The organism is Achromobacter denitrificans NBRC 15125 (assembly GCF_001571365.1).
GTDB classification, from domain to species: Bacteria; Pseudomonadota; Gammaproteobacteria; order Burkholderiales; family Burkholderiaceae_B; genus Achromobacter; species Achromobacter denitrificans.
In genome coordinates this window covers 1-25,973 of the sequence record NZ_BCTQ01000052.1, presented here as the reverse complement: position 1 = coordinate 25,973, position 25,973 = coordinate 1, and the positions used below count along the sequence as shown (strand labels likewise).

Annotated in this window: 28 protein-coding genes; 13 read left to right on the top strand and 15 right to left on the bottom strand. The window is 69.9% G+C overall.

Annotated features, from left to right (window positions below):
• Nucleotides 1-59 precede the first annotated feature (59 nt).
• Nucleotides 60-1,799: a M14 family metallopeptidase gene (locus ADE01S_RS28000; RefSeq protein ID WP_062685042.1), complete on the top strand. Its 1,740-nt coding sequence runs from the start codon at nucleotides 60-62 to the stop codon at nucleotides 1,797-1,799.
• 62 nt (nucleotides 1,800-1,861) lie between these two features.
• On the top strand, nucleotides 1,862-2,299 hold the full coding sequence (locus tag ADE01S_RS27995) for an acetyltransferase (protein WP_043542334.1): 438 nt from the start codon (nucleotides 1,862-1,864) through the stop codon (nucleotides 2,297-2,299).
• A gap of 18 nt (nucleotides 2,300-2,317) precedes the next feature.
• Here the strand turns inward: ADE01S_RS27995 and ADE01S_RS27990 are convergent, their stop codons facing one another.
• From ADE01S_RS27990 to ADE01S_RS27970, 5 genes are all read right to left on the bottom strand, one after another.
• Complete coding sequence (locus ADE01S_RS27990) at nucleotides 2,318-2,506, bottom strand: oxidoreductase-like domain-containing protein (protein WP_062685041.1); 189 nt, start codon at nucleotides 2,504-2,506, stop codon at nucleotides 2,318-2,320.
• A 37-nt stretch (nucleotides 2,507-2,543) separates the two neighbouring features.
• Complete coding sequence (locus tag ADE01S_RS27985; RefSeq protein WP_062685040.1) at nucleotides 2,544-3,083, bottom strand: GNAT family N-acetyltransferase; 540 nt, start codon at nucleotides 3,081-3,083, stop codon at nucleotides 2,544-2,546.
• A gap of 122 nt (nucleotides 3,084-3,205) precedes the next feature.
• Nucleotides 3,206-3,823 carry a class I SAM-dependent methyltransferase gene (locus ADE01S_RS27980; protein WP_172600296.1) on the bottom strand — a complete coding sequence of 206 codons (618 nt, stop codon included), beginning with the start codon at nucleotides 3,821-3,823 and terminating at the stop codon, nucleotides 3,206-3,208.
• Complete coding sequence (locus ADE01S_RS27975; RefSeq protein ID WP_062685038.1) at nucleotides 3,817-5,364, bottom strand: lytic murein transglycosylase; 1,548 nt, start codon at nucleotides 5,362-5,364, stop codon at nucleotides 3,817-3,819. The genes ADE01S_RS27980 and ADE01S_RS27975 overlap by 7 nt, the downstream gene beginning before the upstream one ends.
• A 75-nt stretch (nucleotides 5,365-5,439) precedes the next feature.
• A complete protein-coding gene (locus ADE01S_RS27970) occupies nucleotides 5,440-6,804 on the bottom strand; it encodes an MATE family efflux transporter (protein WP_062685037.1) in 1,365 nt (454 codons plus the stop codon).
• Nucleotides 6,805-7,183: 379 nt separating this feature from the next.
• Between ADE01S_RS27970 and ADE01S_RS27965 the strand changes: the two genes are divergently transcribed.
• Nucleotides 7,184-8,134 (top strand): adenosine deaminase, encoded by a 951-nt coding sequence (locus ADE01S_RS27965; protein WP_062685036.1) that lies wholly within the window; start codon nucleotides 7,184-7,186, stop codon nucleotides 8,132-8,134.
• A 26-nt stretch (nucleotides 8,135-8,160) separates the two neighbouring features.
• Here ADE01S_RS27965 and ADE01S_RS27960 read toward each other — a convergent pair whose 3' ends face one another.
• Nucleotides 8,161-8,799: a TetR/AcrR family transcriptional regulator gene (locus ADE01S_RS27960; protein ID WP_082775912.1), complete on the bottom strand. Its 639-nt coding sequence runs from the start codon at nucleotides 8,797-8,799 to the stop codon at nucleotides 8,161-8,163.
• A 157-nt stretch (nucleotides 8,800-8,956) separates the two neighbouring features.
• On the opposite strand from ADE01S_RS27960, the gene ADE01S_RS27955 reads away from it, so the two are divergent.
• Together ADE01S_RS27955 and ADE01S_RS27950 are read left to right on the top strand one after the other, a co-directional pair.
• Nucleotides 8,957-10,450, top strand: coding sequence for an MFS transporter (locus ADE01S_RS27955; RefSeq protein ID WP_062685035.1), 1,494 nt, complete (start codon nucleotides 8,957-8,959; stop codon nucleotides 10,448-10,450).
• Nucleotides 10,451-10,595: 145 nt separating this feature from the next.
• On the top strand, nucleotides 10,596-11,984 hold the full coding sequence (locus tag ADE01S_RS27950; protein ID WP_062685034.1) for an amidohydrolase: 1,389 nt from the start codon (nucleotides 10,596-10,598) through the stop codon (nucleotides 11,982-11,984).
• Here the strand turns inward: ADE01S_RS27950 and ADE01S_RS27945 are convergent.
• Nucleotides 11,981-12,472: a GNAT family N-acetyltransferase gene (locus tag ADE01S_RS27945; RefSeq protein ID WP_062685033.1), complete on the bottom strand. Its 492-nt coding sequence runs from the start codon at nucleotides 12,470-12,472 to the stop codon at nucleotides 11,981-11,983. The two genes, ADE01S_RS27950 and ADE01S_RS27945, sit on opposite strands and share 4 nt — an antisense overlap.
• Nucleotides 12,473-12,645: 173 nt before the next feature.
• Between ADE01S_RS27945 and ADE01S_RS27940 the strand changes: the two genes are divergently transcribed.
• A complete protein-coding gene (locus ADE01S_RS27940; RefSeq protein ID WP_062685032.1) occupies nucleotides 12,646-13,449 on the top strand; it encodes an aspartate dehydrogenase in 804 nt (267 codons plus the stop codon).
• Nucleotides 13,450-13,504: 55 nt separating this feature from the next.
• On the opposite strand, the gene ADE01S_RS27935 is transcribed toward ADE01S_RS27940, so the two are convergent.
• Together ADE01S_RS27935 and ADE01S_RS27930 are read right to left on the bottom strand one after the other, a co-directional pair.
• Nucleotides 13,505-15,340, bottom strand: coding sequence for an ABC transporter ATP-binding protein/permease (locus ADE01S_RS27935; protein ID WP_062685031.1), 1,836 nt, complete (start codon nucleotides 15,338-15,340; stop codon nucleotides 13,505-13,507).
• A 133-nt stretch (nucleotides 15,341-15,473) separates the two neighbouring features.
• Nucleotides 15,474-16,361, bottom strand: a complete 888-nt coding sequence (locus ADE01S_RS27930; RefSeq protein WP_062685030.1) for a LysR family transcriptional regulator — start codon at nucleotides 16,359-16,361, stop codon at nucleotides 15,474-15,476.
• 119 nt (nucleotides 16,362-16,480) lie between these two features.
• Between ADE01S_RS27930 and ADE01S_RS27925 the strand changes: the two genes are divergently transcribed.
• From ADE01S_RS27925 to ADE01S_RS27905, 5 genes are all read left to right on the top strand, one after another.
• Nucleotides 16,481-17,317 carry an amidohydrolase family protein gene (locus ADE01S_RS27925; RefSeq protein ID WP_062685029.1) on the top strand — a complete coding sequence of 279 codons (837 nt, stop codon included), beginning with the start codon at nucleotides 16,481-16,483 and terminating at the stop codon, nucleotides 17,315-17,317.
• The gene (locus ADE01S_RS27920) at nucleotides 17,314-18,303 is read left to right on the top strand and encodes a tripartite tricarboxylate transporter substrate binding protein (protein WP_062685028.1); all 990 of its coding nucleotides are present in this window, start codon (nucleotides 17,314-17,316) and stop codon (nucleotides 18,301-18,303) included. Before ADE01S_RS27925 ends, ADE01S_RS27920 begins: the two co-directional genes overlap by 4 nt.
• 74 nt (nucleotides 18,304-18,377) lie before the next feature.
• Entirely contained in the window at nucleotides 18,378-18,758 is a 381-nt protein-coding gene (locus ADE01S_RS27915; RefSeq protein WP_062685027.1) for an RNA-binding S4 domain-containing protein, read from the top strand.
• A gap of 49 nt (nucleotides 18,759-18,807) precedes the next feature.
• A complete protein-coding gene (locus tag ADE01S_RS27910) occupies nucleotides 18,808-19,170 on the top strand; it encodes a translation initiation factor Sui1 (RefSeq protein WP_062685026.1) in 363 nt (120 codons plus the stop codon).
• A 19-nt stretch (nucleotides 19,171-19,189) separates the two neighbouring features.
• Nucleotides 19,190-19,543, top strand: a complete 354-nt coding sequence (locus ADE01S_RS27905) for a DOPA 4,5-dioxygenase family protein (RefSeq protein ID WP_062685025.1) — start codon at nucleotides 19,190-19,192, stop codon at nucleotides 19,541-19,543.
• On the opposite strand, the gene ppk2 is transcribed toward ADE01S_RS27905, so the two are convergent.
• Nucleotides 19,544-20,779, bottom strand: a complete 1,236-nt coding sequence (ppk2, locus tag ADE01S_RS27900) for a polyphosphate kinase 2 (RefSeq protein WP_062685024.1) — start codon at nucleotides 20,777-20,779, stop codon at nucleotides 19,544-19,546.
• Between the two features lie 129 nt (nucleotides 20,780-20,908).
• Here ppk2 and ADE01S_RS27895 point away from each other — a divergent pair, with 129 nt between their 5' ends.
• Entirely contained in the window at nucleotides 20,909-21,379 is a 471-nt protein-coding gene (locus ADE01S_RS27895) for a hypothetical protein (protein WP_062685023.1), read from the top strand.
• On the opposite strand, the gene ADE01S_RS27890 is transcribed toward ADE01S_RS27895, so the two are convergent.
• From ADE01S_RS27890 to ADE01S_RS27870, 5 genes are all read right to left on the bottom strand, one after another.
• On the bottom strand, nucleotides 21,354-22,544 hold the full coding sequence (locus tag ADE01S_RS27890; protein WP_062685022.1) for a trans-sulfuration enzyme family protein: 1,191 nt from the start codon (nucleotides 22,542-22,544) through the stop codon (nucleotides 21,354-21,356). The genes ADE01S_RS27895 and ADE01S_RS27890 overlap by 26 nt on opposite strands.
• Before the next feature lie 53 nt (nucleotides 22,545-22,597).
• Nucleotides 22,598-23,254 carry a methionine ABC transporter permease gene (locus tag ADE01S_RS27885; protein ID WP_062685021.1) on the bottom strand — a complete coding sequence of 219 codons (657 nt, stop codon included), beginning with the start codon at nucleotides 23,252-23,254 and terminating at the stop codon, nucleotides 22,598-22,600.
• Nucleotides 23,232-24,338 carry a methionine ABC transporter ATP-binding protein gene (locus ADE01S_RS27880; protein WP_062685020.1) on the bottom strand — a complete coding sequence of 369 codons (1,107 nt, stop codon included), beginning with the start codon at nucleotides 24,336-24,338 and terminating at the stop codon, nucleotides 23,232-23,234. Before ADE01S_RS27880 ends, ADE01S_RS27885 begins: the two co-directional genes overlap by 23 nt.
• 3 nt (nucleotides 24,339-24,341) lie before the next feature.
• On the bottom strand, nucleotides 24,342-25,157 hold the full coding sequence (locus ADE01S_RS27875) for a MetQ/NlpA family ABC transporter substrate-binding protein (protein WP_062685019.1): 816 nt from the start codon (nucleotides 25,155-25,157) through the stop codon (nucleotides 24,342-24,344).
• Between the two features lie 143 nt (nucleotides 25,158-25,300).
• On the bottom strand, nucleotides 25,301-25,726 hold the full coding sequence (locus tag ADE01S_RS27870; RefSeq protein ID WP_062685018.1) for a CopD family protein: 426 nt from the start codon (nucleotides 25,724-25,726) through the stop codon (nucleotides 25,301-25,303).
• Between ADE01S_RS27870 and ADE01S_RS31985 the strand changes: the two genes are divergently transcribed.
• Nucleotides 25,725-25,973, top strand: a 249-nt coding sequence (locus ADE01S_RS31985; RefSeq protein WP_218010728.1) for a hypothetical protein, incomplete at its 3' end; no start/stop codon positions are given. The two genes, ADE01S_RS27870 and ADE01S_RS31985, sit on opposite strands and share 2 nt — an antisense overlap.

The window sequence follows — 25,973 nt, the reverse complement described above, 5'->3', positions numbered from 1 at the left end:
CGGGGCGGGTATTCGACACCCCGACAGGCCGCCGCCGGAGTTTTTGAGGATTGTTGAAGATGGCATTGCTGGATAGAACATTCGACCGCACGCTGGACGCCTGGACGCACGCCTATATGGCGCCGGCGTGGCGGGGCGCGGTCGTGGAGGGCTGGCTGTTCGAAGGGCTGGACGCCCGCCGCGCGGCGCAGGAGCGGCTGGCGCAGGCGGGCGTGACGGCGCGCTTTCGCAGCGCCTACAAGCCGCTGCTGCACTTTTTCCTGGAAGAGGTCGAGCGGGAAGGGCTCGCCGCCGTCACGGTGCGCTATCCCTTGCACGAACATGCGCAGGCCAAGCGTTTCACGCTGGAGGCCTACCCGCTCGTGGCCCTGCTGCAAGGCGTGCGCGTCACGATGCAGCCCGGCGCAAGCGACCTGCACTACGACGTCAGCCTCACCTATACGGACGGACGCAAGCTCGACACGCGCGTGTATGCGCCGAACCAGCTCGGCCACGCCCAGGACGGCACGCCCGAACTGTCGCCCACCGGCTGGCTGCGCGTGCGCGACGCGGAGGGCACGTTGCAGCTCGACGCCGCCCAGGCCACGGAATACCAGCAGGCCTTCCGCAGCATCGTGGACACGGTGCGCGCCCATGCCTGGGGCGCCCACGAACCCTATTTCGATCGCCTGGAGATCCGCGTGGACCTGCCGGGCATGGACTTCGCGCTGCCGGTGGACGAGGAAATCGTCAGCACCTTCGAAGCCCTGCACGAGGATGTGTACTTCTCGCTGCTGGAGCACTTCCAGCAGCATTCGGGCCGGCCGTCGGGCGACCGCGGCCTGCAGCCCGGGCAGATCATCCCCGACATCCGGCGCCATGACGGCGCGGCGCGCGTCAGGATCTCCCTGGAGCCGTTCGCCGCGCTCGCGCCCGTCGCGCCCGCGGCGCCGGACACGCCGCTGGCGCAGGCCCGCGAGCCGCTCAGCGCCGCGCAGATCGCGGGCTGCATGGCCGCCTTCGGCGGCGACACGTTCCAGGCCGTTTCGCGCCAGGGCCGCCCGGTGCTGGGCACCTACCTGCGCGGCCCCGGCCCCGCCGTCTTCATCTCGGGCGCGCAGCACGCCAACGAAACGTCCGGCGTCGTCGGCGCCCTGCGCGCCGCGCAGACGCTGGCCGCGCGCGGCAACGCCCACTTCGCGCTCATCGCCGCCGAGAACCCCGACGGCTATGCGCTCTTCAACCGGCTGCGCGAACACCATCCGCGCCACATGCTGCACGCGTCGCGCTACAGCGCGCTGGGCGACGACATCGCCTACCGCGAGCGCGCGCCGTTTTTCGAGCGCGACGGGCGGCACCAGGCGCTGGCCATCAGCGGCGCGCAGCTGCACATCAATCTGCACGGCTATCCCGCCCACGAATGGACGCGCCCGCTGTCGGGCTATCTGCCGCGCCACTTCGAACTGTGGACGATCCCCAAGGGCTTCTTCCTGGTGCTGCGCCACCATCCGGGCTGGGGCGAACGCGCCCGCCGCCTGATCGAAGGCGTCACGGCGCGGCTGGCGCGCAATGTGCCGGGCCTGGTCGAGTTCAACGCCCGGCAGCTTGAACTCTTCCATGCGCATGCGCTCGAAAGCGGATTCGACGTGCTCAACGGCATCCCGGTGCAGATCGCGGAGAGCGATCGCGAAGCCTTGCCGCTCGCGCTGATTTCGGAGTTTCCGGATGAAACCGTGTACGGCGACCGCTTCGTTTTCGCGCATACTGCGCAGATGGAAACCGTCCTGGCGGCGACCGAGCTCTACCGCTCAGGACTTTAGCGGCAACACGCCGCTCACGGCCAAGGACCGCGACGGCACCGACCCTCAGAATCAATAAGAAAATGAACATCCGAGAACGCAATCACGGCGACGACCTGGCCCTCGTGGACATCTGGCTCCGTTCGGTGCGCGCCACGCATACGTTCCTGACGGAAAAAGAGATCCAGGCCATGTACCCGCAAGTGCTCAACACCTACCTGCCGTCGGTGCGGGTGTGGGTGTGCGAGGACGACGCCGGCGAGGTCGCCGGTTTCATGGGCCTGAACGGCAACAAGGTCGAAATGCTGTTCGTGGACGCCAACAAGCGCGGCAAGGGCGCGGGCCGGCGCCTGCTGAATTTCGCGCGTTCGCTGCACGGCACGCTGCTGGTGGACGTGAACGAACAGAACCCGCAGGCGCACGGCTTCTACAAGCACTATGGCTTCGAGGACGTGGGCCGCTCGGCGCACGACGATTCCGGCCGCCCCTTCCCCATCATCCACATGAAGCTGGCCGGCTGAGGCCAGGGCCGGTTCCGCCTAGGCGCCGGTTTTTTCCTCGTGCCTGGCCTTCCAGGCTTTCAGCGCGGCCCGGTAGTTGTCCATGGCTTCGTTGTAGACGTCATAGACGCAGGGGATGCAACCGCTGTTGCAGCATTCTTCGGGCGCGGGCGGTTCGGGCGGAACGGGCGGCGGATCGTCGTCCGGGATGGGTTTGCGGGTGCTCATGAAAGAATGTTAGCGCCTATCGGCGAGCCGCGGCGCTTCAGGCCGCGATCGCGCCCAGCCAATCGGCGCGGCGAATCCGGTAGCGGCGCTTCGCGGCCACGCCCGCGCCCTGGGTCGAGACCTGGCGCATGCCGCACTTTTCCAGGACCCGGCAGGACGCGGCGTTGACGTCCATCGCCACCGCCTCCAGCGCGTCCACGGGCAACCGCCCGAAGCCCAGCGCGAGCAACGCCTGGGCGATTTCGGTGGCGTATCCCTTGCCCCAGCCGCGCGGCAGAAAGGCATAGGCCACCTCCACCCCATCGCGGGCGACGGAACGCTTCAAGCCGGCGCGCCCCATCGGCGCGCCGTCTTCGCCTTCGCTCAGCACGTACATGCCGTAGCCCTGCTCGCTCCAGTGCGCCAGGTTGCGCAGCAGGTAGAGGCGGCTGGCCGCCAGGTCGCGCGTGCCGCCCATGGTGGCCATGAGGCGATCGTCCGCGTGCATGGCGGCAACCAACGGCAAGTGTGTTTCGTCCATGCGCCGCGCATGCAGGCGGGCGGTGTGGAAAGTGGCGGGAAGCAGCGCGGCGAACATGGCGGAAGACGGATGCGAAGACGGGCCAAGGCGTCCATGATAACGGCCGCCCGCGGCCCGGCCCAGACCCGAAAGGATGAGCCGGCCGGGTGCCGGCCGATGCCGAATGAGTCAGCTGCCAGTCAGCTCGAAGCGAGTCGGGCGCGGCGCAATCCCAGGAAGCTCCAGCGCACGTCGGCGCGGTCCAGCATGTCTTCGCGCTCGGCGAGATGATGGGAGGCCAGCCCGTGCGTTGCCGCCAGCGCGATCGTCTCGCGCGCGGAAACGTCGAACATGCGCCGTCCGGCCGGCACCGGCCCATGGCGCAGCGACATGAGGACCTGGCCGCCCGGCGCCAGCAGCGAGGCCAGCGCCTCCATGCCCAGCTGGCGCTCTTCCTCGTCCAGGTGCATCCATACGGCCGTGAGCATGATCAGGTCGAACTCGCGGCCCTGTCCGCGCAGGCCCGCCAAGCCCGGCAAGGCGTCGTCCACCCATTCCAGGTTGGGCAGCGCGTGGCGCCGCTGGCCTTCGCGGCGCAGCTCCGGCGTGGGCTCGGCCGCCACCACCGCGTGGCCCATCCGAGCCAGCGCGGCGGCATCGCGGCCGGAGCCCGCCCCGATGTCCGCGACGCGCGCCGGCGCCGCGGGAATCAGATGGATCACGTCGCGATGCACGTCGGCGAACGCGATGCTCTCGTACTGGTCCGCGAGGGCCGCCGCGTTTTCGCCGTAGCCCTGCGTGCCCGACGCGGTCACGATTGGCCTTCCGGACGAGCGCGGATGGCGGCGGGCGGCCAGGTGGCCTTGATCGCGTCGTAGATGCGTTTGCCGACGCGTCCGTCTTGAGTCAGGTTGCGCCGGGCCTGTTCCTCGCGCACGGCGTCGCGGGTCTTGGCGCCCGGAATGCCGTCGGCCACGCCCACGTCGTAACCCAGGCCGTAGAGCATCTCCTGCAATTCCTTGATCTGCGCGCGCGACAGGCCGGGATCGTCGGTGGGCCAGGCCGTCACGAGCGCGGGGCCGCCCTGCAGGCGGTTCAGCAGCAGCGACACCGCCAGGCCGTAGCGGCGCGACTGGTTGTAGTGCAGGATGGCGTCGAAATTCACGGTGGCCAGGAAGACCGGCCCCTTCGCGCCGGTGGGCGCGAACAGGTAGGCCTGCTGGTCGTTGCCGGACGGCAGCTTGAGCGCGGAGCCGTCGCCCTGCTTCAGGCCGGCCTGGGCCCATTGGGCGATCGTGCGGCGGTCTTGCGACCCGACGTACTCGGCATCGGGTTCGGGGGGAATGGCGGCCGCCAGTTCGGCGGGCACGCGCACTTCCACCACCGCCGGCAGGCCGTGCGTCCATTTGGCGCGGCGCTTGCGCAGATGGTTGGCGGTGGAAGCCAGGGCGTCGGGCAGGGAGTTGTACAGGTCGATCTTGCCATCGCCGTCGCCATCGGCGGCCAGTTCATAGAACGAGGTCGGGATGAACTGCGTCATGCCGAAGGCGCCGCTCCAGGAACCGACGAAGCCGTCGGCCGGCACCGTGCCGTCGCGCAGCAGCCGCACCGATGCGTAGGCGTTCTTTTCCCACAGCGATTTGTTCTCGGTGCAGGCGCGGGTCAGCCATGCGTTCAGCACGTCGGTCTTGCCCACCTGGCGGCCGTAGTTGGTTTCGATGCCGAAAATGGCGACCAGCGTGGCCGGATCCACCTGGTACTGCTGGCTGATGGCGCCCAGCTGCGAGCCGTACTTGGACAGCACCGCCTGGCCGTCCTTCACGCGCTCGTCGTCGACCGTCTTGGCGATGTAATCCCACCATGCCTCGCGCCCTTCGGGCTGGCCCTTGGCGGACGCCACGGTGGTGGGCAGGAGCTTGGCGTTGGCGGTGTACTTGTCCCAATCCGCCAAGGTCAGCCCGTTGGCGGTGGCGCCGTTGCGCAGCTTGGCGATGCAGGCCTTGGTATCGAGTTCGGTGGGAATGATGACCTGGGGCGCGGCGGCGGGCGCGGGCGTAGCGGCGGGTGCCGCCGAAGCGGCGGGCGCGGGCGTGGCCGCCGGGGCGGGAGTCGGAGTAGCCGCGGGAGCGGCTTGCGCGGCGGCGGGCGCAGCCGGCGTGGCGGCGGGCGCGTCGTCGAAACTGCGCTTGGGCGTCAGCGCGGGCTGCGGCTGGGCCGGCGCGGACGGCGCGGCGCGCGATCCGGTGGCGGAAGCGGGCGACTGCGCCTGCGCCGTCCCGGCGGCGGCGGCCGCGATGACCGCGGCCGTCAGCACGCTGGAAAAGGTGTCGATTCGAAAGCGAATGGAACGCTGGCGCATGGCAATCCTGAAAAATCGAAGTCAGCCGGGATCGTACCGCGATCCGGCCGGCGGGATCGAACCGCGCGGGCCGCGCTAGGCGGCCTGGCGGACCGCGGCCTCGAAACCGGCGGGCGGCGCCCGGAGCACGCGCCGGCACATGGCCATGGCGATCAGGCTGAACAGGGCGAAGCCCGCCGTCTGGCCGACCATCACGCCCTCGGGGCCGCCGTAGCGCGCCCCCAGCCAGACGAAGGGCAAGGTGCCCGCCGTGGCGCGCAGCCACCCGATGGCCGTGGAGTACGCGGCGTAGCCCAGGTTGTTGAATACCGCGATCGCCACGAAGTACAGGCTGTTGAGCGCCCAGGCGAAACTGCCGTAGCGGCAGAAGAAGACGATCAGGTCGCGGCCGGGGCCGGCCACCTGGAAGGCGTCCGCGATCCAGGGCGCCAGCAGGGCCAGCAGCGCCGCCGCCGAGAAGCCGTACAGCAGCGACCAGCGCGAGGTCAGGCCGACGGTGTGCTTCACTCGGTCCCATTGTCCGGCGCCCAGGTTCTGGCCGAGGATGGGGCCGATGGCGCCGGGCAGCACGAAGAACAGCGAATAGGCCAGTTGCAGCACCCGGTCGACCACGGTGGCCCCGGCCATCACGCTGGGGCCGAAACCGGCGTAGGTGGAGACGGTGAAGATGACCGCGGCGGGCGTGGCCAGCGTGGTCAGCGCCGCCGGCAATGCGATCCGCCCGATCGCGGCCAGGTGCTCCCGCAACGCCGCCGCGCCCGGCCACTCCACCAGGCGATGCCGGCGGAACACCAGCCAGGCGCCCAGCGCCAGCGTGGCCGCGCGGCCGGCCCCGCCTGCCCAGGCGATGCCTTCCATGCCGCCGTCCAGCACGAAGATCACCACGGGGTCGAGCAGCGCGACCGTGGCCGTGCCGGCCAGCAGCACCCACATCGATTGGCGCCCCTGCCCGGCCGCGCGCAGCAGGTTGGACAGCATCATGCCCACGCCCATCACCACGGCGAAGGGCGTGGTGATGAGCACGTACGACAGCAGATGGCCGCGCACGTCCGCGGCCAGCCCGATCGCGTCGGTGAAGGGCCCGATCGCGAGCAGGAACAGCGCCCCCGAGGCCACGGCGGCGGCCGCCATCAGGATCAGCGACGCGCCGGCCAGGCGCCGCGCGCGGGGCAAGTCCCCCGCGCCGAGGGCGCGCGACACCAGGGCCGCGCCGCCCACCGTCACGCCGATGCAGATCGAGGTAATGGTGAACTGGGTCATCGAGCCGAATCCGACCGCGCCCATCACCGCCTCGTCCTTGAGCGTGCCCAGGTACAGCAGCGACAGGAACTCCACGGCGAACACGGCCAGCATGCTGGCCCAGCCGGTCAGGATCATTTCGATCACGTGGCCGCCGAGCGGGCCGGTCACGAAACGGGCGTGGGGATCGGGCGCGCTCAAGCCGGCCGCCTATCGCGCGTCGGCGCCAGGCGCCGGCGCGACCGCGCAGGCGATCCCGCGGGCCGCGTTCAGGGCGCCTCGCGCCAGAACGGCGGGCTGACGGAACAAATCGGTCTCCTCCGATGCCGGCCGCGCGCCGCGCCTCGGGCGGCCCGGGCGCCGGTCTCCGGCCTGGCGACGAACTATATCCGAATCCCGCCCCCGCGTTGCCAAGCGCCGGGCGACGGAGAATAATCGGCACATCGTTATCGCGCCGCCGCCATGACGCCGTTCCGAGGCAAGCTGCGCATCCGGCACCTGGAAATCGCGCTGACTGTCGCCGAGTTGGGCAACTTGTCCACGCGCCAGGCGCGCGCCCCACCTTCAGGATCCGAACATCATGCACGACTGGCTCAACGCATTGCCCAAGGCGGAATTGCACCTGCACCTGGAGGGCTCGCTCGAACCCGAGCTGCTCTTCCAACTGGCGCAACGCAACGGCGTGGCCCTGCCCTGGCCCGATATCGACGCGCTGCGCGGCGCGTACGACTACGGCAATCTCCAGGAATTCCTGGACCTCTATTACCGGGGCGCGGACGTGCTGCGAACCGCGCAGGACTTCTACGACCTGACCTGGGCCTATCTGCTGAAGTGCCGCGAGCAGAACGTGATCCATACCGAGCCCTTCTTCGATCCCCAGACCCATACCGACCGCGGCGTGCCGCTGGAAGCGGTGCTGGAGGGCATCGGCCAGGCGCTGGCGGACGGGCGCAGCAAGCTGGGGGTGAGCAGCGGCCTGATCCTGAGCTTCCTGCGCCACCTGCCCGAAGAACAGGCGATGCGCGCGCTGGAGGCCGCGCTGCCCTATCGCGACGCCTTCATCGCCGTCGGCCTGGACAGCAGCGAAAAAGGCTATCCGCCGCGGCTCTTCCAGCGCGTGTTCGACCGCGCGCGCGCCGAGGGGTTGCCCGGCGTGGCCCATGCGGGCGAAGAAGGCCCGCCGGAATACATCTGGGAAGCGCTGGACCTGCTCAAGGTGCTGCGCATCGACCACGGGGTGCGCGCCGCCGAAGACCCGCGGCTGATCGCCCGCCTGATCGACGAGCAGATTCCGTTGACCGTCTGCCCCCTGTCCAATATCCGCCTGCGCGTGTTCGAGCACATGCGCCATCACAACATCCTGTCGCTGCTGGACGCGGGCGTGAAGGTGACCGTTAACTCCGACGATCCGGCGTACTTCGGCGGCTACGTGAACGAGAACTTCCATGCCCTGTACGAGCATCTGGGCATGTCGCGCGAGCAGGCCCAGGCGCTGGCCGACAACAGCCTGGACGCCCGCATCGCGAAATAGGCCCTCCGGCGCAGCCGCGCGCCGACTCAGCCGGCGCGCGCGCCCAGCGTGCGCAGGAACATGTCGGCCAGCGGCGCGGACAGGCCCCGCGCGTCCAGCCGGCCCTGCGCGATGCGCGCGTCCACCGCGCCGTGCATGCCGTGGTACAGCACGATGGCGGCGAGCGCGGCGTCGTCCAGCGTCCAGCAGCCGGCGCGCGCGCCGGCCTCCAGAATGCCTTCCAGCTGATCCAGCACCGCGCTTTTCTCGGCCACGCCGCGGTCGGGATGCTGGGCGTCGTGGAACACCACGTCGTGCAGCGCGTAGCCGTCGAAATAGGCCTCGACCCCGGCGCGCGTCCAGGCGCGCAGCCGCGCCACGCCGTCGTCCGGCGCACAGGCGCCGACGGCGCGCTCGATGTGGTCGAGGAAGCCCTGCGAGAACTTGGCCCGCAGCGCGGCCAGCATGTCGTTCTTGGAGGTGAAATAGTGATAGAACGTGCCCTTGGCCACGCCGGCGCGCTCCACGATCTCGCTGATGGTGGTCGCTTCCACGCCCTTCTGGATGAAAAGCGCCTCCGCGGCCGCCATGAGTTCGTCCAGCCGCACCGCGGCGGGCTTGGTGCGCGGCTTGCGGTCGGCCCCCGGGCCGGAGGGCGGGGACAGCGGATCAGGGGCGGCAGGCATGTCGGCAAAGCGTCCATTCAACGGCAAGGCGCCAGTGTAGAGGACGCGGCCGCGCCCGATCAAAGGGCGGAAACGAGAGATGGAAACGATTCTATTTTTCATTGACCGACGGTCGGTCGACAAATAGAATAACCGCTTCCCCACCCCTCCCGCCGCTATGCATCCCGCACGCCGCCGCGCCCTGGTCCTGGCCGTCAACCTGGGCAGCTTCATCACCATCCTGGACATCAGCATCGTCAACGTGGCGCTGCCCACCATGCAGGCCGCCTTGCGCATCGACATGGCGGGCCTGCAATGGGTGGTGGACGCCTACGCCCTGTTCCTCTCGGCCTTCATGCTGTCGGCGGGGCCGCTGGGCGACCGCTACGGCCGCAAGCGCTCGTGGCTGGCGGGCGTGTTGCTGTTCACGGCGGGCTCGGCCCTGTGCGGGCTGGCCGACAGCCTGCCGGCGCTGCTGATCGGCCGCGCCGTGCAGGGCGTGGCCGGGGCCCTGCTGGTGCCGGGCGCGCTATCGCTGCTGACCCAGGCCTTCCCCGATCCGAAGGAGCGCGCCCAGGCCATCGGCATCTGGGCTTCGTGCAACGCGGTTTCGCTCATCGTGGGGCCGATGCTGGGCGGCGTGCTGGTGGCGCATTTCAACTGGCAGAGCATCTTCCTCATCAACCTGCCGGTGGGCGCGCTGGCCATCGCGCTGGGCGCCTGGAGCATCACGGAAAGCGCCCATCCCGAACACGCCGCCTTCGATCCGGCCGGCCAGGCGCTGAGCGTGTTGTGGCTGGGCGCGCTGACCTTCGGCCTGATCGCCGCGGGCGAGCACGGCTGGGCCGCGCCGCAAGCCTCGGGCGCGCTTGCCGTCGCCGCCGCCGGACTGCTTGCATTCCTGTGGGTCGAACACCGCGCGTCGCGCCCCATCCTGCCGCTGGGCCTGTTCCGCGACGCGGGCTTCGCCATCACCAATTTCGCGTCCTTCGTGCTGGGCTTTTCGGCCTACAGCAGCCTGTTCTTCTTCTCGCTCTACCTGCAGCACGTGCAGGGCCTCTCGCCGCTGGCCGCGGGCTGGCAGCTGGCGCCGCAGTTCGCCGCGGCCGGATTGGTGTCGGTGGTGTTCGGCCGCCTCAACCTGCGCTTCGGACTGCCGCGGCTGATGGTCGCCGGCTATGTGTTCATCGGCGTGGCCATGCTGGGCATGACGGCCTTCGAGACCGACACGCCGTATGCGGTGACCGGATCGCTGCTGGTGCTGCTGGGCCTGGGCACCGGCCTGGCCGTGCCCTCGACCAGCATGGCGGTGATGGCCACCGTGCCGCGCGAGCGTTCCGGCATGGCGTCGGCCACCATGAACGCGCTGCGCCAGACCGGCATGACGATAGGCATCGCGCTGCTGGGCGCGCTGATGAGCGGACGCGCGATCGATGCGATGGCCGCCTCGCTGTCGCGGCTGGGCGCGCCCGAGGCGCAGGCCGCGGCGCGCGCGGCGGTCACGCAGCACGTCATGCCCGAGCAGCCCGCCAACGCGGCCGCGCTGTTCGCCGACGCGCTGGCCAGCGGGTTCCATGCCGCGATGCTCGCGGCGGGCGCCGCCTCGCTGGTGGCGGCGGTGTTGCTGCTGGCGGTGGCGCGAGGGTCGCGGCGCGTTCTGCGCGCGGCCTGAGGCGCCGATTTCCACGGCGCGGAATTCCATCGGCCGGAATCAAAACGGCCTCTTTTTAAGCGGGCGTAACAAACGCTCCGGCGGCAGAACGCTCCGGTAAGATCGTCATCCGATAACAGGTTAACAACCGAGAGGAGAACGAGACATGCCGCGACCGAATACCCTGTTCCGCCTGGCGCCGCTGGCGCTTGCCGCCCACCTGCTGATGTCCGGCCCGGCGGCCGCGCAGAGCGCGCCCGGCACGCAAGGCCCGCTGGCCCCGGCGCCCGATCCCGCCCTGGCCGCGCAGATCGACCAGCGCGCCCGCGCCATCGAAGACAAGCTCATCGCGTGGCGCCGCGACATCCATCAGCATCCCGAACTCGGCAACCAGGAAACGCGCACGGCCAAGCTGGTGGCCGATCACCTGCGCGCATTGGGCATGGACGTGAAGACGGGCGTGGCCGGCACCGGCGTCGTCGCGGTGCTCAAGGGCGGCAAGCCGGGTCCGGTGGTGGCGCTGCGCGCCGACATGGACGCGCTGCCCGTGAAGGAGCAGGTCGACGTGCCCTACGCCTCCAAGGCCAAAGGCACTTACCTGGGCAAGGAAGTGGACGTGATGCACGCCTGCGGCCACGATGCCCATACCGCCATCCTGATGGCCACCGCGGAAGTGCTGGCCGGCATGAAGGACGAGCTGCCCGGCAGCGTGAAGTTCATTTTCCAGCCCGCCGAGGAAAGCCCCGCCGATTTCGAGCCCGACGGCAAGAAGATCTGGGGCGCCAAGATGATGGTGCAGGAAGGCGTGCTGGAGCAGCCCAAGGTGGATGCCATTTTCGGGCTGCACGTGTCGAGCGCCTATCCGGCGGGCAAGCTGTCGTGGCGCAGCGGCCCCGCGATGGCGGCGGCCGACCAGTTCTGGATCGACGTGACCGGCAAGCAGACGCACGGCGCCCGGCCGTGGTCGGGCATCGACCCCATCGTGGTGAGTTCGCAGATCATCCTGGGCCTGCAGACCATTCCCAGCCGCCAGATCAACAGCATGCTGGAGCCGGCCGTCATCACCGTGGGCGCGATCCACGGCGGCAACCGCATGAACATCGTGCCCGACAGCGTGGCCATGACGGGCACGATCCGCACCTACGACGAAGGCATGAAGAAGGACATCCACCAGCGCATCGCGCGCACCGCCGACATGATCGCGCAAAGCGCGGGCGCCAAGGCGGACGTGCGGGTGGTGGAGCTCTACAACGCCACCGTCAACCATCCGGAGCTGACCGAGAAGATGGGGCCGACCCTGCGCCGCGTGGCGGGCGACGGCAACTATGGGCTGCAGCCCAAGTCGACCGCCTCGGAGGATTTTTCGTTCTACCAGGAAAAGGTGCCCGGCATGTTCTTCTACCTGGGCGTGACGCCCAAGGACACGGACGTGGAAAAGGCCGCCCCCAATCATTCGCCGCGCTTCTACGTGGACGAGTCGGGCCTGATCAACGGCGTTCGCGCGCTCTCCAACCTGGCCGTCGACTACATGGCCGGCGCGCGGCAAGGCGGTTAGGCCGAGAACGCGGGGTGGTAGGCCACCTCGCCGCTCGCCAGCCGAGTGAAGGCCAGCGCCATGAAGTATTCGGGCGGCGCGCCCGGGTACTTCAGCGCGGGCGCCGGCGCGAAACCGAAGCGGCCGTAGTAGGCCGGCTCGCCCAGCACCACGCAGCCCGCCGCGCCGAGCGCCCGCAGCCTGGCCAGCCCCTCCCGCGACAGGGCCGAGCCGATGCCGCGGCCCTGGCAGTCCGGCCGCACGGCCAGCGGCCCCAGCCCGTACCAGCCCGCGGAGCCGTCGCCGACCGTGACCGGCGAAAACGCGATGTGCCCCGCCAGGCGGCCGTCTTCCCAGGCCGTCAGCGACAGCGTCAGGGCGCCGGCCTCGCGCAGCGCGTCGGTGATGCGGCCCTCGGTTCCCTCGCTGTGGGGATTGCCCTCGAAGGCCGCCTGCGTCAGCGCGTAAATGGCGTCGCGGTCGCGCGGCGCCTCTGGAAGAATCAGCATGGCTCTGCTCCTGGCGATATTGCCGGGCAGTGTAGCGCCCGGCTCGCGGCGCCTCCGCATTGACGCTGGCGCGGGCCCTGGCTACAGTGGCCCGACCCCTTGCGGTCCGCCCTCGCCGGCGCCGCCAGGCCCACCGCCCGCGCCCCGCCGCGGCATCACGCTTTCGGATCCCTATGAACCACTACCGCGTCGGCATCGCCGGCTTCGGCGCCATCGGCCAGGCCGTGGCGCAATCCCTGGACGCCGGGCTGCCCGGCCTGGCCCTGGCCGCCGTCGCCGTGCGCGACCCCAAGGCCCCGCCGGCCTTCGCCTGGGCCAACGGCGCCCCCGCCTTCACCACTCTCGACGCCCTGCACGAGCTTTGCGACGTGGTCGTCGAATGCGCGCCCGCCGCCGTGTTCCGCGACATCGCCGAGCCGGTGCTGCGCGCCGGCAAGAAGCTGGTGGTGCTGAGCTCCGGCGCGCTGCTGCGCCACGACGACCTGATCGAGCTCGCCCGGGCCCACCAGGGCCAGATCGTGGTGCCTTCCGGCGCCATCCTCGGCCTGGACGCCGTCACCGCCGCGGCGGAAGGCGTCATCCACTCCGTCACGATGATCACGCGCAAACCGGTGCGCGGCCTGCTGGGCGCGCCCTACCTCGCCGAGAACAACATCGACATCTCCGGCATCACCGAACCCCGCCTGGTGTTCCGCGGCTCGCCGCGAGACGCCGCCGTGGGGTTCCCGGCCAATCTGAACGTGGCGGTCAGCGTTTCGCTGGCGGGCATCGGGCCGGATCGCACCACCCTGGAAATCTGGGCCGATCCCTCGCTGGAACGCAATGTCCACCGCGTCGAAGTGGCTTCCGATTCGGCCTCGTTCTCGATGGAGATCCAGAACATCCCCTCGGCCAATCCCAAGACCGGCCGCATCACCGCGCAAAGCGTGGTCGCCGCGCTGCGCAAACTGACCAGCCCCTTGCGCGTGGGCACCTGACCTCGCCCGCAAGCGCCCAGGGCCTGCGCGAGGCTCCTTTTAGTGTCAACAGGCCCTAGGCCGCGGCGCGGCGCCAGGCCGGCGGCTCGCCTCGCGCTTCCATCCGGCCCATCGTCCAGCCGCCGGCGCCGTCCAGTTCCAGCCTGTGGGTATGGAAGGCGTCGAGCGTGCTGCGATGGCCCACGCTGACCAGCATGCAGGACGGCAGCGCGTCGCGCAGCAGGCGGTACAGCGCATGCTCCAGGCCCTCGTCGGTGGCGGAGGTGGCCTCGTCCAGGAACACGATGGCGGGCCGGTTGTACAGCACGCGGGCGAAGGCCACGCGCTGCTGCTCGCCGATGGACAGGATGCGCGCCCAATCCGCGACCTCGTCCAGCCGGCCGGCCAGGTGCCCCAGGTTGACGCGCTCCAGCGCCTCGACCAGGCGGGCGTCGTCCTCGGGCTGCGCCAGGCCGGGATAGGCCAGCGCGCCGCGCAGATCGCCCAGGGGCAGATACGGCCGCTGCGACAGGAACAGCGCGCTGGCGCCCTGCGGCCGCCGCACGCTGCCTTCGGCATGCGGCCACAAGCCGGCCAGCGCGCGCAGCAACGTGGTCTTCCCGCTGCCCGACGGCCCCTTGATCAGCAGGGCCTGCCCCGGGCGCAGGCGCAGGTCCAGATCCCGCAACAGAACCGCGCCATCGGGCCGGCGCAATTGCAGGCCGGCGATCTCCAGGCCGTCGGGCAGCGCCTCGGTCCGCACGGCGGGCAAGGCCCGCGCGGCCTCGTTGGCGTCCAGGAAACCGTTAAGCCGGTCCAGCGTGGCGCGGTACTGCGCGAAGGTGTCGTACGAACTGCGGAAGAACGACAGCGAATCCTGCACCTGCCCGAACGCCTGCGACGTCTGGATGACGTCGCCCAGCTTGATCGCGCCGCTGAAGAAGCGCGGCGCCTGCAGGATGAAGGGAAACACCACGGCCACCTGGCTGACCGTCAGGTTGAAGCCGTCGAACTTCAGGCCCCGGTACACGCGCGCCCACAGGTTGGCGATGTAGGCCGTGAAGCGCGTCCACAAGGTGGCGCGTTCCACCCCTTCGCCCTGGTAGAACGCGACGTTCTCGGCGTTCTCGCGCAGGCGCACCAGCGCGTAGCGGAAGTTCGCGGTCAGGCGCTCGGACAGGAAGTTCAGCCTGATCAGCGGGCGGCCGATCTTGAAGGCGAACAGCGTGGCCACGATCACGTACAGGTACACCACGAACACCATGGCGCGCGGGATCTCCACGCCGCCCACCGTGAGCGCGCCGGACAGCCCCCAGAGAATCGAGGTGAACGCCACCAGCGACACGACGGCGCTCAGCGCGCCGATCGCCAGGGTGCGCGACCCGGTGACGAACATGGCGATGTCCTGCTCGATGCGCTGGTCGGGGTTGTCGACCGGCGCCTCCAGGAAATGGCCGCGATAGTAGGCGCCCGCGTCCAGCCAGTCGCGCGTGAGGCGATCGTTGAGCCAGACGCGCCAGCGGATATCGAAGGCCTGGCCCGCGTAGCTGTCGGCCAGCGTCCGCGCCACATGCACGCAGGCAAGCACGGAGAATATGCCCAGGAAGCGCCAGAAGGCGGATTGGTCCAGCGCTTGCAGCGCGCTGTAGAAGCCGTTGTACCAGAACGAAAACAGCACCGTCATGCGCACGGCGAACATTGCCAGGAACAGCAGCAGCGCCAGCGTGAGCAAGGGCCGCCAGCTGCGGCGGGGATCGAGGTACGGCCAGGCCAGCCGCCAGAATTTGCGGCCCCAGTCCGTGGTCCTCGCGAGCACGGCCGCGGCCAGCGCCAGGGCCACGGCGGTGAAGCCGAAGGCCCGCGCGAGCCACCATGCGCTTTCCGCAAGCTGCTGCTGCCAATTCAGATCCATGAGCCGGTTTTCCTCTCGATGCGCGTTCCTGGTTAGACGGGACGCGTACTTCGAGTTCCGGCGCAAGGCCCGTTTTAAGCCTCGCTTAAGCGTTCCGGCAGGGTGGCTGAAGGCGCATTGAAAGCGGGCCGGATCAGCGAGCGCCGAGGTCCAGGTTGGCGAACATGTCCGCCAGCGTCGGCACCGACCGGGCAGGCCAGATGGCGCTGAGGTCGAAGCTGGGCAGCGCCTGCCCGTCGCGCACTTCGCAGAAGCGCACGCCGCGGAAATTCATCGAGCGGATCCAGCTGGGCAGCAGGGCCACTCCGCAACCGCCCGCCACGCAGGACAGCACCGTCAGCGTGCGGTTTGCCTCCTGCGCCACGTGCGCGTCGTGGCCGGCCTTGCGCATCGCGTCCAGGATGCCGGCATAGAAGGCCGGCAGCTGGGATTGCGGATACATCACCAGGCCGGCGCGGGCGATCTGGGCCATGCTGACCTGGCCGTCGGCGGGCACGTCGAGCTCATCGGGCACGGCGGCCACCAGCCGGTCCCGCAGCAGCTGGCGTTCGCGCATGCGGCCGCCGACCGCGACCGGCGTGTGCATCAGGCCGATATCGATTTCGCCGGTCTGCAGGGCCTCGGCCTGCTCGGCGTTGCTCATCTCGCGCAGGATCACGCGCACGCCCGGCGCCAGCCTGCGCATTTCGCGCAGCGCGCGCGGCAAGGTGTCGAACAGGGCCGACGACACCAGGCCGACCGTCAATTGGCCGGCGCTGCCGCGGCCGATCTCGCGCGCCCGGTGCGCGGCCGCGTCGATCCGCGCCACGCTGGCGCGCACGTCTTCCAGAATGGCCAGGGCGGCCGGCGTGGGCGCGCTGCCGCGGCGCGAGCGCTCGAACAGCCGCACGCCCAGGTCTTTTTCCATGCGGCCCAGGCCCTGGCTCAGCGCGGGCTGGGCGATGCCCAGCCATTCCGAGGCGCGGCTGACGCTGCCGTGGTCTACCACCGCGAGGAAATAGCGCAGGTGCCGGGTTTCCATATTGATCCAATATATATAAAGCGATTTTCCAGAATGGAAAATTATATTGCGGCTTCCTAGAATCCCGCCATACAGAAAGCGCCGACGGCCCGGCCCCGGCGCGCCACAAGGAGACTGCTTTGCCCTCCCCCGTCACCGGCGCCGCCGTCGACACCCATGCGCACGTATTCCGGCAAGGCCTGGCGCTTGCCGACACGCGCCGCCACACCCCCGACTACGACGCCACGCTGGCCGAGTACCTGGCGCTGCTGGACGAGCACGGGCTCGGCCATGGCGTGCTGGTGCAGCCCAGTTTCCTGGGCACGGACAACAGCCACCTGCTCCAGGCGCTGCGCGCCGCCTACGGCCGCCTGCGCGGCGTGGCGGTGGTGGCGCCGGGCACCGCCCCGGAGACCTTGCAGGCCATGGCCGAGGCCGGCGTGACCGGCATCCGGTTGAACCTGATCGGCCTGCCCCTGCCGGAGATCCAGGCGCCCGAGTGGCAGGCCCTGCTGGCCCACGTGAACGCGCTGGGCTGGCACGTGGAGCTGCATCTGCCCGCCACGCGCCTGCCGGGCCTGCTTCCGGCCCTGCTGGCGGCCGGATGCCGCGTGGTGGTCGACCATTTCGGCCGGCCCGATCCCGCGCTGGGCACGTCCGACCCCGGCTTCCACTTCCTGCTGCGGCAGGCGGAAAGCGGACGCGTGTGGGTGAAGCTGTCCGCCCCCTACCGCAACTGGCCGGCCTCCGCCTGCGCCGCATCGGGCCGCCTGGCCGCGCGGCTGCTGCTGGAGGCCTACACCCCCGAACGGCTCATGTGGGGCAGCGACTGGCCCCATACCGAGCACCGCCACCTGGCGTCCTACTCCGCGGCAACGCAATGGCTGGACGCCTGGATCGACGACCCCGCGCAGCGACGCGTCCTGCTTGCCGACACCCCGCTGCGGCTGTTCCAATTCCAAGGAGACACACCATGACCCACCTGTTCAAACGTTGCGCGCGCCGCGCCGCCCTGTACGCCGCCGCCGGCCTGCTTGCCAGCGCCGCGGGCGCGGCCTCGGCCGCCTATCCCGAACGCGCCGTCACGCTGGTCGTGACCTATCCGCCCGGCGGCACGGTGGACGTGGTGGCGCGCCTGATCGGCCCCAAGCTGGCCGCCGAGCTGGGCCAGCCCGTGGTGATCGAAAACCGGGGCGGCGCCGGCGGCATGATCGGCGGCGCGGTGGTGGCCAAGGCCGCGCCCGACGGCTACACGCTGATGCTGGACGCCTCCAACCATGCGCAGAATCCCGCGCTGCACTCCAAGATGCAGTTCGACACGCTGGCCGCGTTCGCGCCCGTGTCCCTGTTGCTGCGCGTGCCCAACGTGCTGGTGGTCACTCCGTCGTACGAGGTCAAGACGGTGGCCGACCTGATCAAGCTGGGCCAGCCCGGCGCCAAGGACCACGTGTACTTCGCCTCGGCCGGCCCCGGCTCGGCGCAGCACCTGGCCGGCGAGCTGTTCAACCTGCTGGCCAAGACCGAGCTGCAGCACGTGGCCTACAAGGGCGGCGGCCCGGCCATGATCGACGTGATGTCGGGCCAGGTGCCGGTGATGTTCGCGAGCATGGGCTCAGCATGGCAGCACGTGAAGAACGGCAAGCTGCGCGCCGTCGCCGTGGGCGGCCAGGAACGCTCCAAGGCCGCGCCCGACCTGCCCACCATCGCCGAGTCCGGCGTGCCGGGCTACGAGACCTACGAATGGAACGCCGTGTTCGCGCCGGCCGGCACGCCGCCCGCCATCGTGGACCAGGTATCGCAGGCGCTGGCCAAGGTCCTGAAGGATCCCGCCATCGCCGAGCAGCTGGCCGGCATCGGCGCCGAGCCCATCGGTTCTACGCCCGCCGAACTGGACACCTTCCGCCGCGCCGAAATCGCCAAGTGGCAGCGCGTGGTCAAGGAAGCGAACCTGGCGCTGGACTGAACCGCGCCGGGGCCGCCCGCGAGCGGTCCCGGCTATCATGGTCCCTGATACGGCAATACGGCAGGGACAGGCAGATGGACAAGATCCGGCTCGACAAATGGCTTTGGGCTGCGCGCTTCTACAAGACGCGCAGCCTGGCCGTGCAGGAAATCGGCAAAGGCCGGGTGCTGGTGAACGATCAGCCCGCCAAGCCCGCGCGTGAAGTCGCCCCCGGCGACCTCATCGCCATCCGCAAGGAAGATCCCGCGGTGCGCGTGCGGGTGGTGGCCGTCAGCGGCGTGCGCGGCCCCGCGCCCGTGGCGCGCCAGCTCTACGAAGAAACGCCCGAGAGCGTGGCGGCCCGCGAACGCGCGGCCGAGATGCGCCGCCTGGCGCCCGAGCCCGCCCTGGGCATCGAGGCCGGCCGGCCGACCAAGCGGGACCGCCGGCTGATCGACCAGATGCGCGGCAAGTGAGCCCGGCGCGCGGCCGCGATTAACATAGAGGCTTTTACGCGCGCCCACCATGAAACGCAGCTCGACAGGCGGCCTCGTCTACTCCACGGAAAGCGGCCGGATGTGCCCGGCATGCCGCAACCCGCTTGCGCAATGCCTGTGCAAGCAGGCGGCCAGGCCGGCCCCCGCCGGCGACGGCGTGGCCCGCGTGTCTCGCGAGACCAAGGGCCGCGGCGGCAAGTGCGTTACCGTGGTCAAGGGGCTGGCCCTGGACGCGGACGCGCTGGCCGTGCTGGGCAAGCAGCTGCGCGCGGCCTGCGGGTCGGGCGGAACCGCCAAGGACGGCGTGATCGAAGTGCAGGGAGACCATTGCGAACGGATCATGGACGCCCTGCAAAAACACGGCCACCGCGCCAAGCGCGCCGGCGGCTAGCTCGAACGGAGAACCCACCATGACCGATCTATCCGCGGCGGAAGTCGCCAGCTGGCATGCCCACGTGTATTTCGACGCCGGCAGCCGCGATGCCGCGTTCGCCTTGCGCGAGCGGATCGCCGCGGCATTCGACGGCCGGATGGAGCTGGGGCGCTTCCATGAGCGCCCCGTCGGCCCGCATCCCATGTGGAGCTACCAGATCGCCTTCGCGCCCGGGCTATTCGCCGAGATCGCGACCTGGCTCACGCTGAACCGCGGCGGCCTGGACGTCTTCCTGCATCCCAACACCGGCGATTCCCTGCGCGACCACCGCGACTGCGCCCTGTGGATCGGGCGCAGCCACGAGTTGAACCTGCGGGCCCTGGGCGCCTGATCAGAGCGCCCGGCCCACGATCAGCGAATCCAGCGCCATCGTGGCGTCGTCGCTCTTGCCTTCGTACGGCAGGCGGCTCAACACATAGCGCATGGCATTGAGCCGCGCGCGCTTCTTGCAATCCGACTTGACCACGACCCACGGCGCGTCGGCGGTGTCGGTGTGCGCGAACATCGCTTCCTTGGCGCGGGTGTAGTCGTCCCACTTGTCGAGCGACGCCAGGTCCACGGGGCTCAGCTTCCATTGCTTGAGCGGATGGACCTTGCGCTGCTGGAAGCGGTGGCGCTGTTCCTCGCGGCTGACGGAGAACCAGAACTTGATCAGGTGGATGCCGCTGCTGACGAGATGGCGCTCGAAGTCCGGCACCTGGCGCAGGAAGTCCAGGTATTCCTCATGCGTGCAGAAACCCATCACGCGCTCGACGCCGGCGCGGTTGTACCAGGAGCGGTCGAACATGACGATCTCTCCGGCCGTGGGCAGGTGCTGCACGTAGCGCTGGAAATACCATTGGCCACGTTCGGTGTCGGACGGCTTTTCCAGCGCGACCACGCGCGCGCCGCGGGGATTCAGGTGTTCCATCATGCGCTTGATGGTGCCGCCCTTGCCCGCCGCGTCGCGGCCTTCGAACAGGATGACCACGCGCTGGCCCGTGGCCTTGACCCAGGCCTGGAGCTTGAGCAGTTCGACCTGCAGCCGGTACTTCTGCTTTTCGTAGTTGCGCCGGAGCATGCGATGGCGGTAGGGATAGATGCCCTCGCGCCAGTCCGCGACGAGCTCGTCGTCGGGGTTGCGCGGCGCGGCGGGCGCGCCCTCGCCGGCTTCCAGCAGCGCGCGGTGCACGGCATGGGCGTCGTCGGGCGACAGTTCCTCGATGACCGAACGCAGGGCCTCGTGCGCCTGGTCGGGCGCATTGGCCTGGTGGCGGCGGGCGATGTCCGCCAACACCGCCACGGCTTCCTGGCGCGCGGCGTCCGCGCGCTCGGAAATGCGCCGGCGGATTTCCAGCACGGGCGCGGCCTCCGCCGCCGATGGCGCCGAAGGCGCCGACTTGGGGGGCTGCGGGGCCGCGGCGCGGCGGCTGGTGGTGACCGCCGTGACGACGGTCTTGACGGCCTTGCGGGCGGGCGCCTTGCGCGGGCCCGGCGCGGCGCCGGCGGCGCGCTTGGCGCCGGTTGCGCGCTTGCGCGGCGCGGCCGCGAGGTCCTGGTCGGTGGCGTCTGGCATCTTGTCCGTCATGGGTGCTCTCCTTATGGGCTTGCCGTCGAATCCGACGCGGCGGGATTTGACGTGAATGGACGGTTGTAGCATCTTTGCAAGGCCCGGTCCGCCCGCAGGACCGCCTCGCTCCCTCTTTCGTGACGCCCCATGTGGTCATTCATCAAGCGGCTGCTCGCCGGCCCCGAGCCGGCCGAGGATCCCCTCAAGGAAACCGTGAGCTTCGACGACGCCGGCCTGACCCGCAGCAGCGAGCTGGCGCGGGCCATGGGGCTACGCGAGTTCTGGCCCTGGGACGAGATCCAGGAATTCGGATTCCGCTACACGCGGGCCATGTACCCCGACCCCTGGCATGGCGACTACATGGAAGGCCTGTGGATCGTCCGCGTGCCCAGCGACGGCGGCGGGCTGATGGCGATGGAGTTCGACGAGGACGCGCTCAACATCGACCGCCTTCCCGCCGCGCTGCTGCGCAACATGCCGGGGCTGGACCTGGATGCGCTGCGCGCCGGCCTGGCCGTCGCCGCGCGGGGCCCGCGCCATTTCGAGGGCGAGGGAGAATGGGTGGCATGGCGGCGCGCGGCGCCGCCCCCGGCTACGCCCGGTCCAGGCCCTGCCTGAGGTCGGCCAGGATATCCTCCGGCGTTTCCAGGCCCACCGACAGGCGCAGCAGGCCCTCGGACAGGCCGTAGCGCTCGCGGTCTTCGGCCGTATAGCTCGCGTGCGTCATGGACGCGGGATGCTGGATCAGGGTTTCCGGATCGCCCAGGCTGACCGCGATGCGCGCCAGTTTCAGGCTGTTGAGCAGCCTGCGCCCGGCGGCCAGCCCGCCTTTCAACTCGAAGGCCACCAGGCCGCCGCCCGCCGACTGCTGGCGCCGCGCGATGTCGGCGCCGGCGGTGTCGGGCAGGCCGGGATAGAACACGTCGGCCACCGCGGCGTGCCCGCGCAACAGCTCCGCCACTTTCCTGGCCGATTCGCTGTGGCGCTGCACGCGCAGCTCCAGCGTCTTGATGCCGCGCAGAACCAGGAATGCCGTGAAGGGCGAGAGCGTGGCGCCGGTGAAGTAGCGCAGGCCCTGCAACCGGATGGCGTCGATGTGTTCCTTGCGGCCCAGCACCGCGCCCGCCAGCAGGTCGCCGTGACCGCCCAGGTACTTGGTGGCGGAATGCAGCACGATGTCGGCGCCGTGTTCCAGCGGCCGCTGCAGCACCGGCGTGGCGAACGTGTTGTCGACGATGGTGAGCAGGCCCCTGCCGCGCGCGATGGCCGACACGGCCGCGATATCGACCAGGCGCAGGTTGGGGTTGGCGGGGGTTTCGAAATAGACGGCGCGCGTCTTCTCGCCGATGGCGGCGGCCACGGTTTCGGGGCGGGTGAAATCGGCGAACACGGCGCGCACGCCGAACCGTTCCAGTCCTTGCGAAAACAGCGTGAAGGCGGTGCCGTACACGATCTGGTCGACCACGATTTCGTCGCCGGCGCGCAGCAGCGAGAACAGGGTGGCCGAAATGGCCGCCATGCCCGACGCGGTGACGACGCCGGCCTCGGCGCCTTCCAGCGAGGCCAGCCGCTCTTCGAGCAGCGCCTGGGTGGGGTTGCGCGTGCGGCCGTACACATAGCCCTGCCGTTCGCCCAGGCGGATCTGGTCGAAGGCCTCGATGCTGTCCTGCGTGTAGGTGGCGGTCAGGTAGAGCGGCGGCGACAGCGCGCCCTGCTCGTCCAGCGGGTCGTAGCCCAGGTGGATGGCGCGCGTGGCGAAGCCATGTTGCGTAGTATCGGACATCTCTGGATTCCTATCGTCAGGGTGCGCAAGGGCTTGCCGCCCTTGCGCGGAAATCAACGTTTGTGGTCGGCCCGGCGCGACAGCCATTCCCCGGTGAACTGCACGATCGACACCAGCGCGATCAGGATCACGATGACCTCGAACATCACGCGGGTTTCGTAGCGTTCGTAGCCGTAGCGGATCGCCAGGTCGCCCAGGCCGCCGGCGCCCACCGCGCCCGCCATGGCCGAAGCATTGATCATGGCGATGACGCTCACCGTCATGCCGCCGATGATGCCCGGCAGGGCCTCGGGCAACAGCACGTGGCGCACGATGTGCCAGCGCCGGCATCCCATGGCGCGCGCGGCCTCCACCAGCCCGTGGTCCACTTCGTTCAGGCTGACCTGCGCGATGCGCGCGAAGAACGGCACCAGGTTGGCCGACAGCGGCACGATGGCGGCCCAGGTGCCCAGCGTGGTGCCCACCAGGAAGCGCGTGAAGGGCAGCATGGCCACGAGCAGGATGATGAACGGAATGGCCCGGAAGGTATTCACCATGATCGACAGCGCCTTGTTGAAGCGCGGCCGGGGATACAGGTTGCCGGGCGCGGTGACGGTCAGGACCACCGCCAGCGCCAGGCCGGACACGATGGCGATGACGGCGGAGACGCCCACCATCGCCAGGGTCTGCAGGAAAGCCTGCAGGTATTTATCGAGCATCGGCAGCGACATAGCCCAGCACCTTGATCTGATCGGCCACCAGCGCGGCGCGCGCGGCCTCTTCCCGCAATGCGCCGGCGGGCACCGACACCAGCAGACTGCCTTGCGCGTGGCCGCGCAACCGGTCCAGTCCTCCATGCAGCAGCGTGGCGCCCGGCCCCAGCGCGGCCAGCGCCTGCAAGGACACGCCATCGGGCCGCCCCTGCCCGGTAAAGCGCAGGCGCAGCACGGCGCTGCCGTCGCGGCCCTGCAGGTCGGGCACCAGCCTGGCTTCGAGGTCGGCCGGCAGATCGTGCTGCAAGGGCCGCAGCAACGCCCGCGTGGCGTCGGCCCGCGGATTGCCGAAAACGCGCCAGACTTCGCCATGCTCGACCTTGCGGCCCTCGTCCAGCACCAGCACCTTGTGGCAGATCTCGCGTATCACCGCCATGTCGTGGGTGATCAGCACCACCGTCAGGCCGAGCTTGCGGTTGATGTCGCGCAGCAGGGCCAGGATGGATTGCGTGGTCTCGGGATCCAGCGCCGAGGTGGCTTCGTCGCACAGCAGGATCTCCGGATCGTGGACCAGCGCGCGCGCGATGCCGACCCGCTGCTTCTGGCCGCCGGACAGGCGGGCCGGATAGGTGTCGGCCTTGTCGCGCAGCCCGACCAGGTCCAGGAGCGCCTCGACCCGGGCCCGCGCCGCGGCGGCCTTGACGCCGGCCACGCGCAGCGGCAAGGCCACGTTCTCGGCCACCGTCTTGGCCGACAGCAGGTTGAAGTGCTGGAAGATCATGCCGATGCGGCGGCGCAATCCCACCAGCGCGTTCTCGTCCAGCCCGCCCACGTCCACGCCCTCGACCAGCACGCGGCCGGCGCTGGGCCGCTCCAGCATGTTGATGGAGCGCAGCAGCGTGGACTTGCCGGCGCCGCTGCGCCCGATGATGCCGAACACCTCGCCGCGCGCGATCGAGAACGACACGTCGGACAGCGCCGTCACCGGCCCGCGGGCGCCTTCGTAGCGCTTCTGCAGCCCTTCGAACACGATGTGCGCGTCCGGCGGCGAGAGCGGCGGCGCGGCGGCCTGCTCCCCGATGGAAAACTCGTGTTGCATCATCGTTCAGAAAACCGGGATCACCGAGCCTTCGTACTTGCTCAGGATGAACTGGCGCACTTCGTCGGAGTGGTAGGCCTTGATCAGCTCGGGCACCCAGGGCGCGTCCTTGTCCTGCTCGCGGACCGCGATGATGTTGACGTAGGGGTTGTTCTCCTTCTTCTCCACCGCGATGCCGTCGCGCGTGGCGATCAGCCCGGCCTGGTAGGCGAAGCTGTTCACGATGGCGGCGGTGTCCACGTCGGGCAGCGAGCGCGCCAGCACCACCGAGGCGCTTTCGACGAAGTCGAGCTTCTTGGGATTGGCCGTCACGTCGGCCAGCGTGGCCGTGCCGGTGGCCGGATCGAAACCGTCCTTCAAGGCGATCAGGCCGTGGTCGCGCAGGATGACCAGCGCGCGCGTCTGGTTGCTGGGATCGTTGGGAATGCCGACCCGGGCGCCGTCGGGCAGTTCCTTCAGGGACTTGTATTTGCGGGAGTAGAACGCGATGGGCGAGATCAGCGTGTTGGCCACCGGCACCAGCTTATAGCCGCGCTGCTTGATCTGGTCGTTGAGGAAGGGAATGTGCTGGAAGGCATTGGCTTCCAGGTCGCCGTTGTTCAGCGCCTCGTTCGGGCTGGCGGTGCCCGTGATCACCACGGGTTCGACGGCCAGGCCGTTCTTCTTGGCGACCTGGGCGACCACTTCCCAGATCTGCTCGTCGACACCGCCGCGCACGCCGACCTTCAACGGCTTCGGGTCCGCCGAAAAGGCCGGCCCATGGAACATCGCCGCCGAGGCCAGCACCACGCCAAGCAGCTTCTTGAAAAAACGGGGGGTCATATTGGAATAGCCTCTCAGCCTAAGCAGTTATGAGAGAAGCGATTCTAGGGACGGGGGTGCCCCCCAAGGAACGAATAGTTCGTTGAGTTCTTATTACACAGGTGTTTGGATATCGCCGCGCGGCATATGCGCGGCGCGCGGGCTCAGAACGGCTTGACCACGACCAGCGTCACGATGGCGGCGGACGCGACCACGGTGAACGGCGCGTACAGATCGACCAGCGGCGGGCGCCGCGCGCTGCCGTTCGCCATGCGGCGCAGGGCCGCGCTCTGGATGCCCAGCAGCGACGACAGCGCGAGCGCGAAGCCGATCTTGACCCAGATCCAGCTCATGGCGAACCAGCCGAAGGTCATGGCCAGGTGCAACCCCACGAGCCAGGTCAGCACCATGGCCGGCGTGGTCACGTAGAGCGTCCAGCGGCGCAGCGCGCCCAGCATCTTGCGTTCTTTCGGGGCTTCGTCGTCGTCCTGGGGCTGCGAGGACAGGAGGAACAGGGACACGAACAGCGAGCCGCCCAGCCAGGCGACCACGGCCGCCACGTGCAGCATCTTGAGGAGTTGATAAGTCATGGCCCGGATTATCGCCGGATGCCGGCGGGCGGGCGAATCGCCGCCCCGCGCTCTTTTGCGCTACGGCAAACCGGCGTTACGACGCAAGATTCAGCGGGCGGCTTCCGGGGTGGCGGGCGCGGACGGCGGCGCGGCGGCGGGAGACGACGACGGCTCGGCGGCGCCGGACCCGGCGTTGGCGGGGGTGGCCGCCGGCGCCGCGGCCGGCGGCGGGCTGCCGGCGGGCGGGTTCTTTCCCGCGTCGGCG

What these genes read in the sequence shown, in the direction of transcription:
- ADE01S_RS27935 (WP_062685031.1), bottom strand. Translation starts at nt 15,340, where the DNA reads ATGGATCTGAATTGGCAGCAGCAGCTTGCGGAAAGCGCATGGTGGCTC.
- ADE01S_RS27950 (WP_062685034.1), top strand. Translation starts at nt 10,596, where the DNA reads ATGCCGCGACCGAATACCCTGTTCCGCCTGGCGCCGCTGGCGCTTGCC.
- ADE01S_RS27940 (WP_062685032.1), top strand. Translation starts at nt 12,646, where the DNA reads ATGAACCACTACCGCGTCGGCATCGCCGGCTTCGGCGCCATCGGCCAG.
- ppk2 (WP_062685024.1), bottom strand. Translation starts at nt 20,779, where the DNA reads ATGACGGACAAGATGCCAGACGCCACCGACCAGGACCTCGCGGCCGCG.
- ADE01S_RS27975 (WP_062685038.1), bottom strand. Translation starts at nt 5,364, where the DNA reads ATGCGCCAGCGTTCCATTCGCTTTCGAATCGACACCTTTTCCAGCGTG.
- ADE01S_RS28000 (WP_062685042.1), top strand. Translation starts at nt 60, where the DNA reads ATGGCATTGCTGGATAGAACATTCGACCGCACGCTGGACGCCTGGACG.
- ADE01S_RS27895 (WP_062685023.1), top strand. Translation starts at nt 20,909, where the DNA reads ATGTGGTCATTCATCAAGCGGCTGCTCGCCGGCCCCGAGCCGGCCGAG.
- ADE01S_RS27890 (WP_062685022.1), bottom strand. Translation starts at nt 22,544, where the DNA reads ATGTCCGATACTACGCAACATGGCTTCGCCACGCGCGCCATCCACCTG.
- ADE01S_RS27910 (WP_062685026.1), top strand. Translation starts at nt 18,808, where the DNA reads ATGAAACGCAGCTCGACAGGCGGCCTCGTCTACTCCACGGAAAGCGGC.
- ADE01S_RS27930 (WP_062685030.1), bottom strand. Translation starts at nt 16,361, where the DNA reads ATGGAAACCCGGCACCTGCGCTATTTCCTCGCGGTGGTAGACCACGGC.
- ADE01S_RS27880 (WP_062685020.1), bottom strand. Translation starts at nt 24,338, where the DNA reads ATGATGCAACACGAGTTTTCCATCGGGGAGCAGGCCGCCGCGCCGCCG.
- ADE01S_RS27945 (WP_062685033.1), bottom strand. Translation starts at nt 12,472, where the DNA reads ATGCTGATTCTTCCAGAGGCGCCGCGCGACCGCGACGCCATTTACGCG.
- ADE01S_RS27870 (WP_062685018.1), bottom strand. Translation starts at nt 25,726, where the DNA reads ATGACTTATCAACTCCTCAAGATGCTGCACGTGGCGGCCGTGGTCGCC.
- ADE01S_RS27875 (WP_062685019.1), bottom strand. Translation starts at nt 25,157, where the DNA reads ATGACCCCCCGTTTTTTCAAGAAGCTGCTTGGCGTGGTGCTGGCCTCG.
- ADE01S_RS27960 (WP_082775912.1), bottom strand. Translation starts at nt 8,799, where the DNA reads ATGCCTGCCGCCCCTGATCCGCTGTCCCCGCCCTCCGGCCCGGGGGCC.
- ADE01S_RS27920 (WP_062685028.1), top strand. Translation starts at nt 17,314, where the DNA reads ATGACCCACCTGTTCAAACGTTGCGCGCGCCGCGCCGCCCTGTACGCC.
- ADE01S_RS27885 (WP_062685021.1), bottom strand. Translation starts at nt 23,254, where the DNA reads ATGTCGCTGCCGATGCTCGATAAATACCTGCAGGCTTTCCTGCAGACC.
- ADE01S_RS27990 (WP_062685041.1), bottom strand. Translation starts at nt 2,506, where the DNA reads ATGAGCACCCGCAAACCCATCCCGGACGACGATCCGCCGCCCGTTCCG.
- ADE01S_RS27905 (WP_062685025.1), top strand. Translation starts at nt 19,190, where the DNA reads ATGACCGATCTATCCGCGGCGGAAGTCGCCAGCTGGCATGCCCACGTG.
- ADE01S_RS27995 (WP_043542334.1), top strand. Translation starts at nt 1,862, where the DNA reads ATGAACATCCGAGAACGCAATCACGGCGACGACCTGGCCCTCGTGGAC.
- ADE01S_RS27955 (WP_062685035.1), top strand. Translation starts at nt 8,957, where the DNA reads ATGCATCCCGCACGCCGCCGCGCCCTGGTCCTGGCCGTCAACCTGGGC.
- ADE01S_RS27915 (WP_062685027.1), top strand. Translation starts at nt 18,378, where the DNA reads ATGGACAAGATCCGGCTCGACAAATGGCTTTGGGCTGCGCGCTTCTAC.
- ADE01S_RS27985 (WP_062685040.1), bottom strand. Translation starts at nt 3,083, where the DNA reads ATGTTCGCCGCGCTGCTTCCCGCCACTTTCCACACCGCCCGCCTGCAT.
- ADE01S_RS27965 (WP_062685036.1), top strand. Translation starts at nt 7,184, where the DNA reads ATGCACGACTGGCTCAACGCATTGCCCAAGGCGGAATTGCACCTGCAC.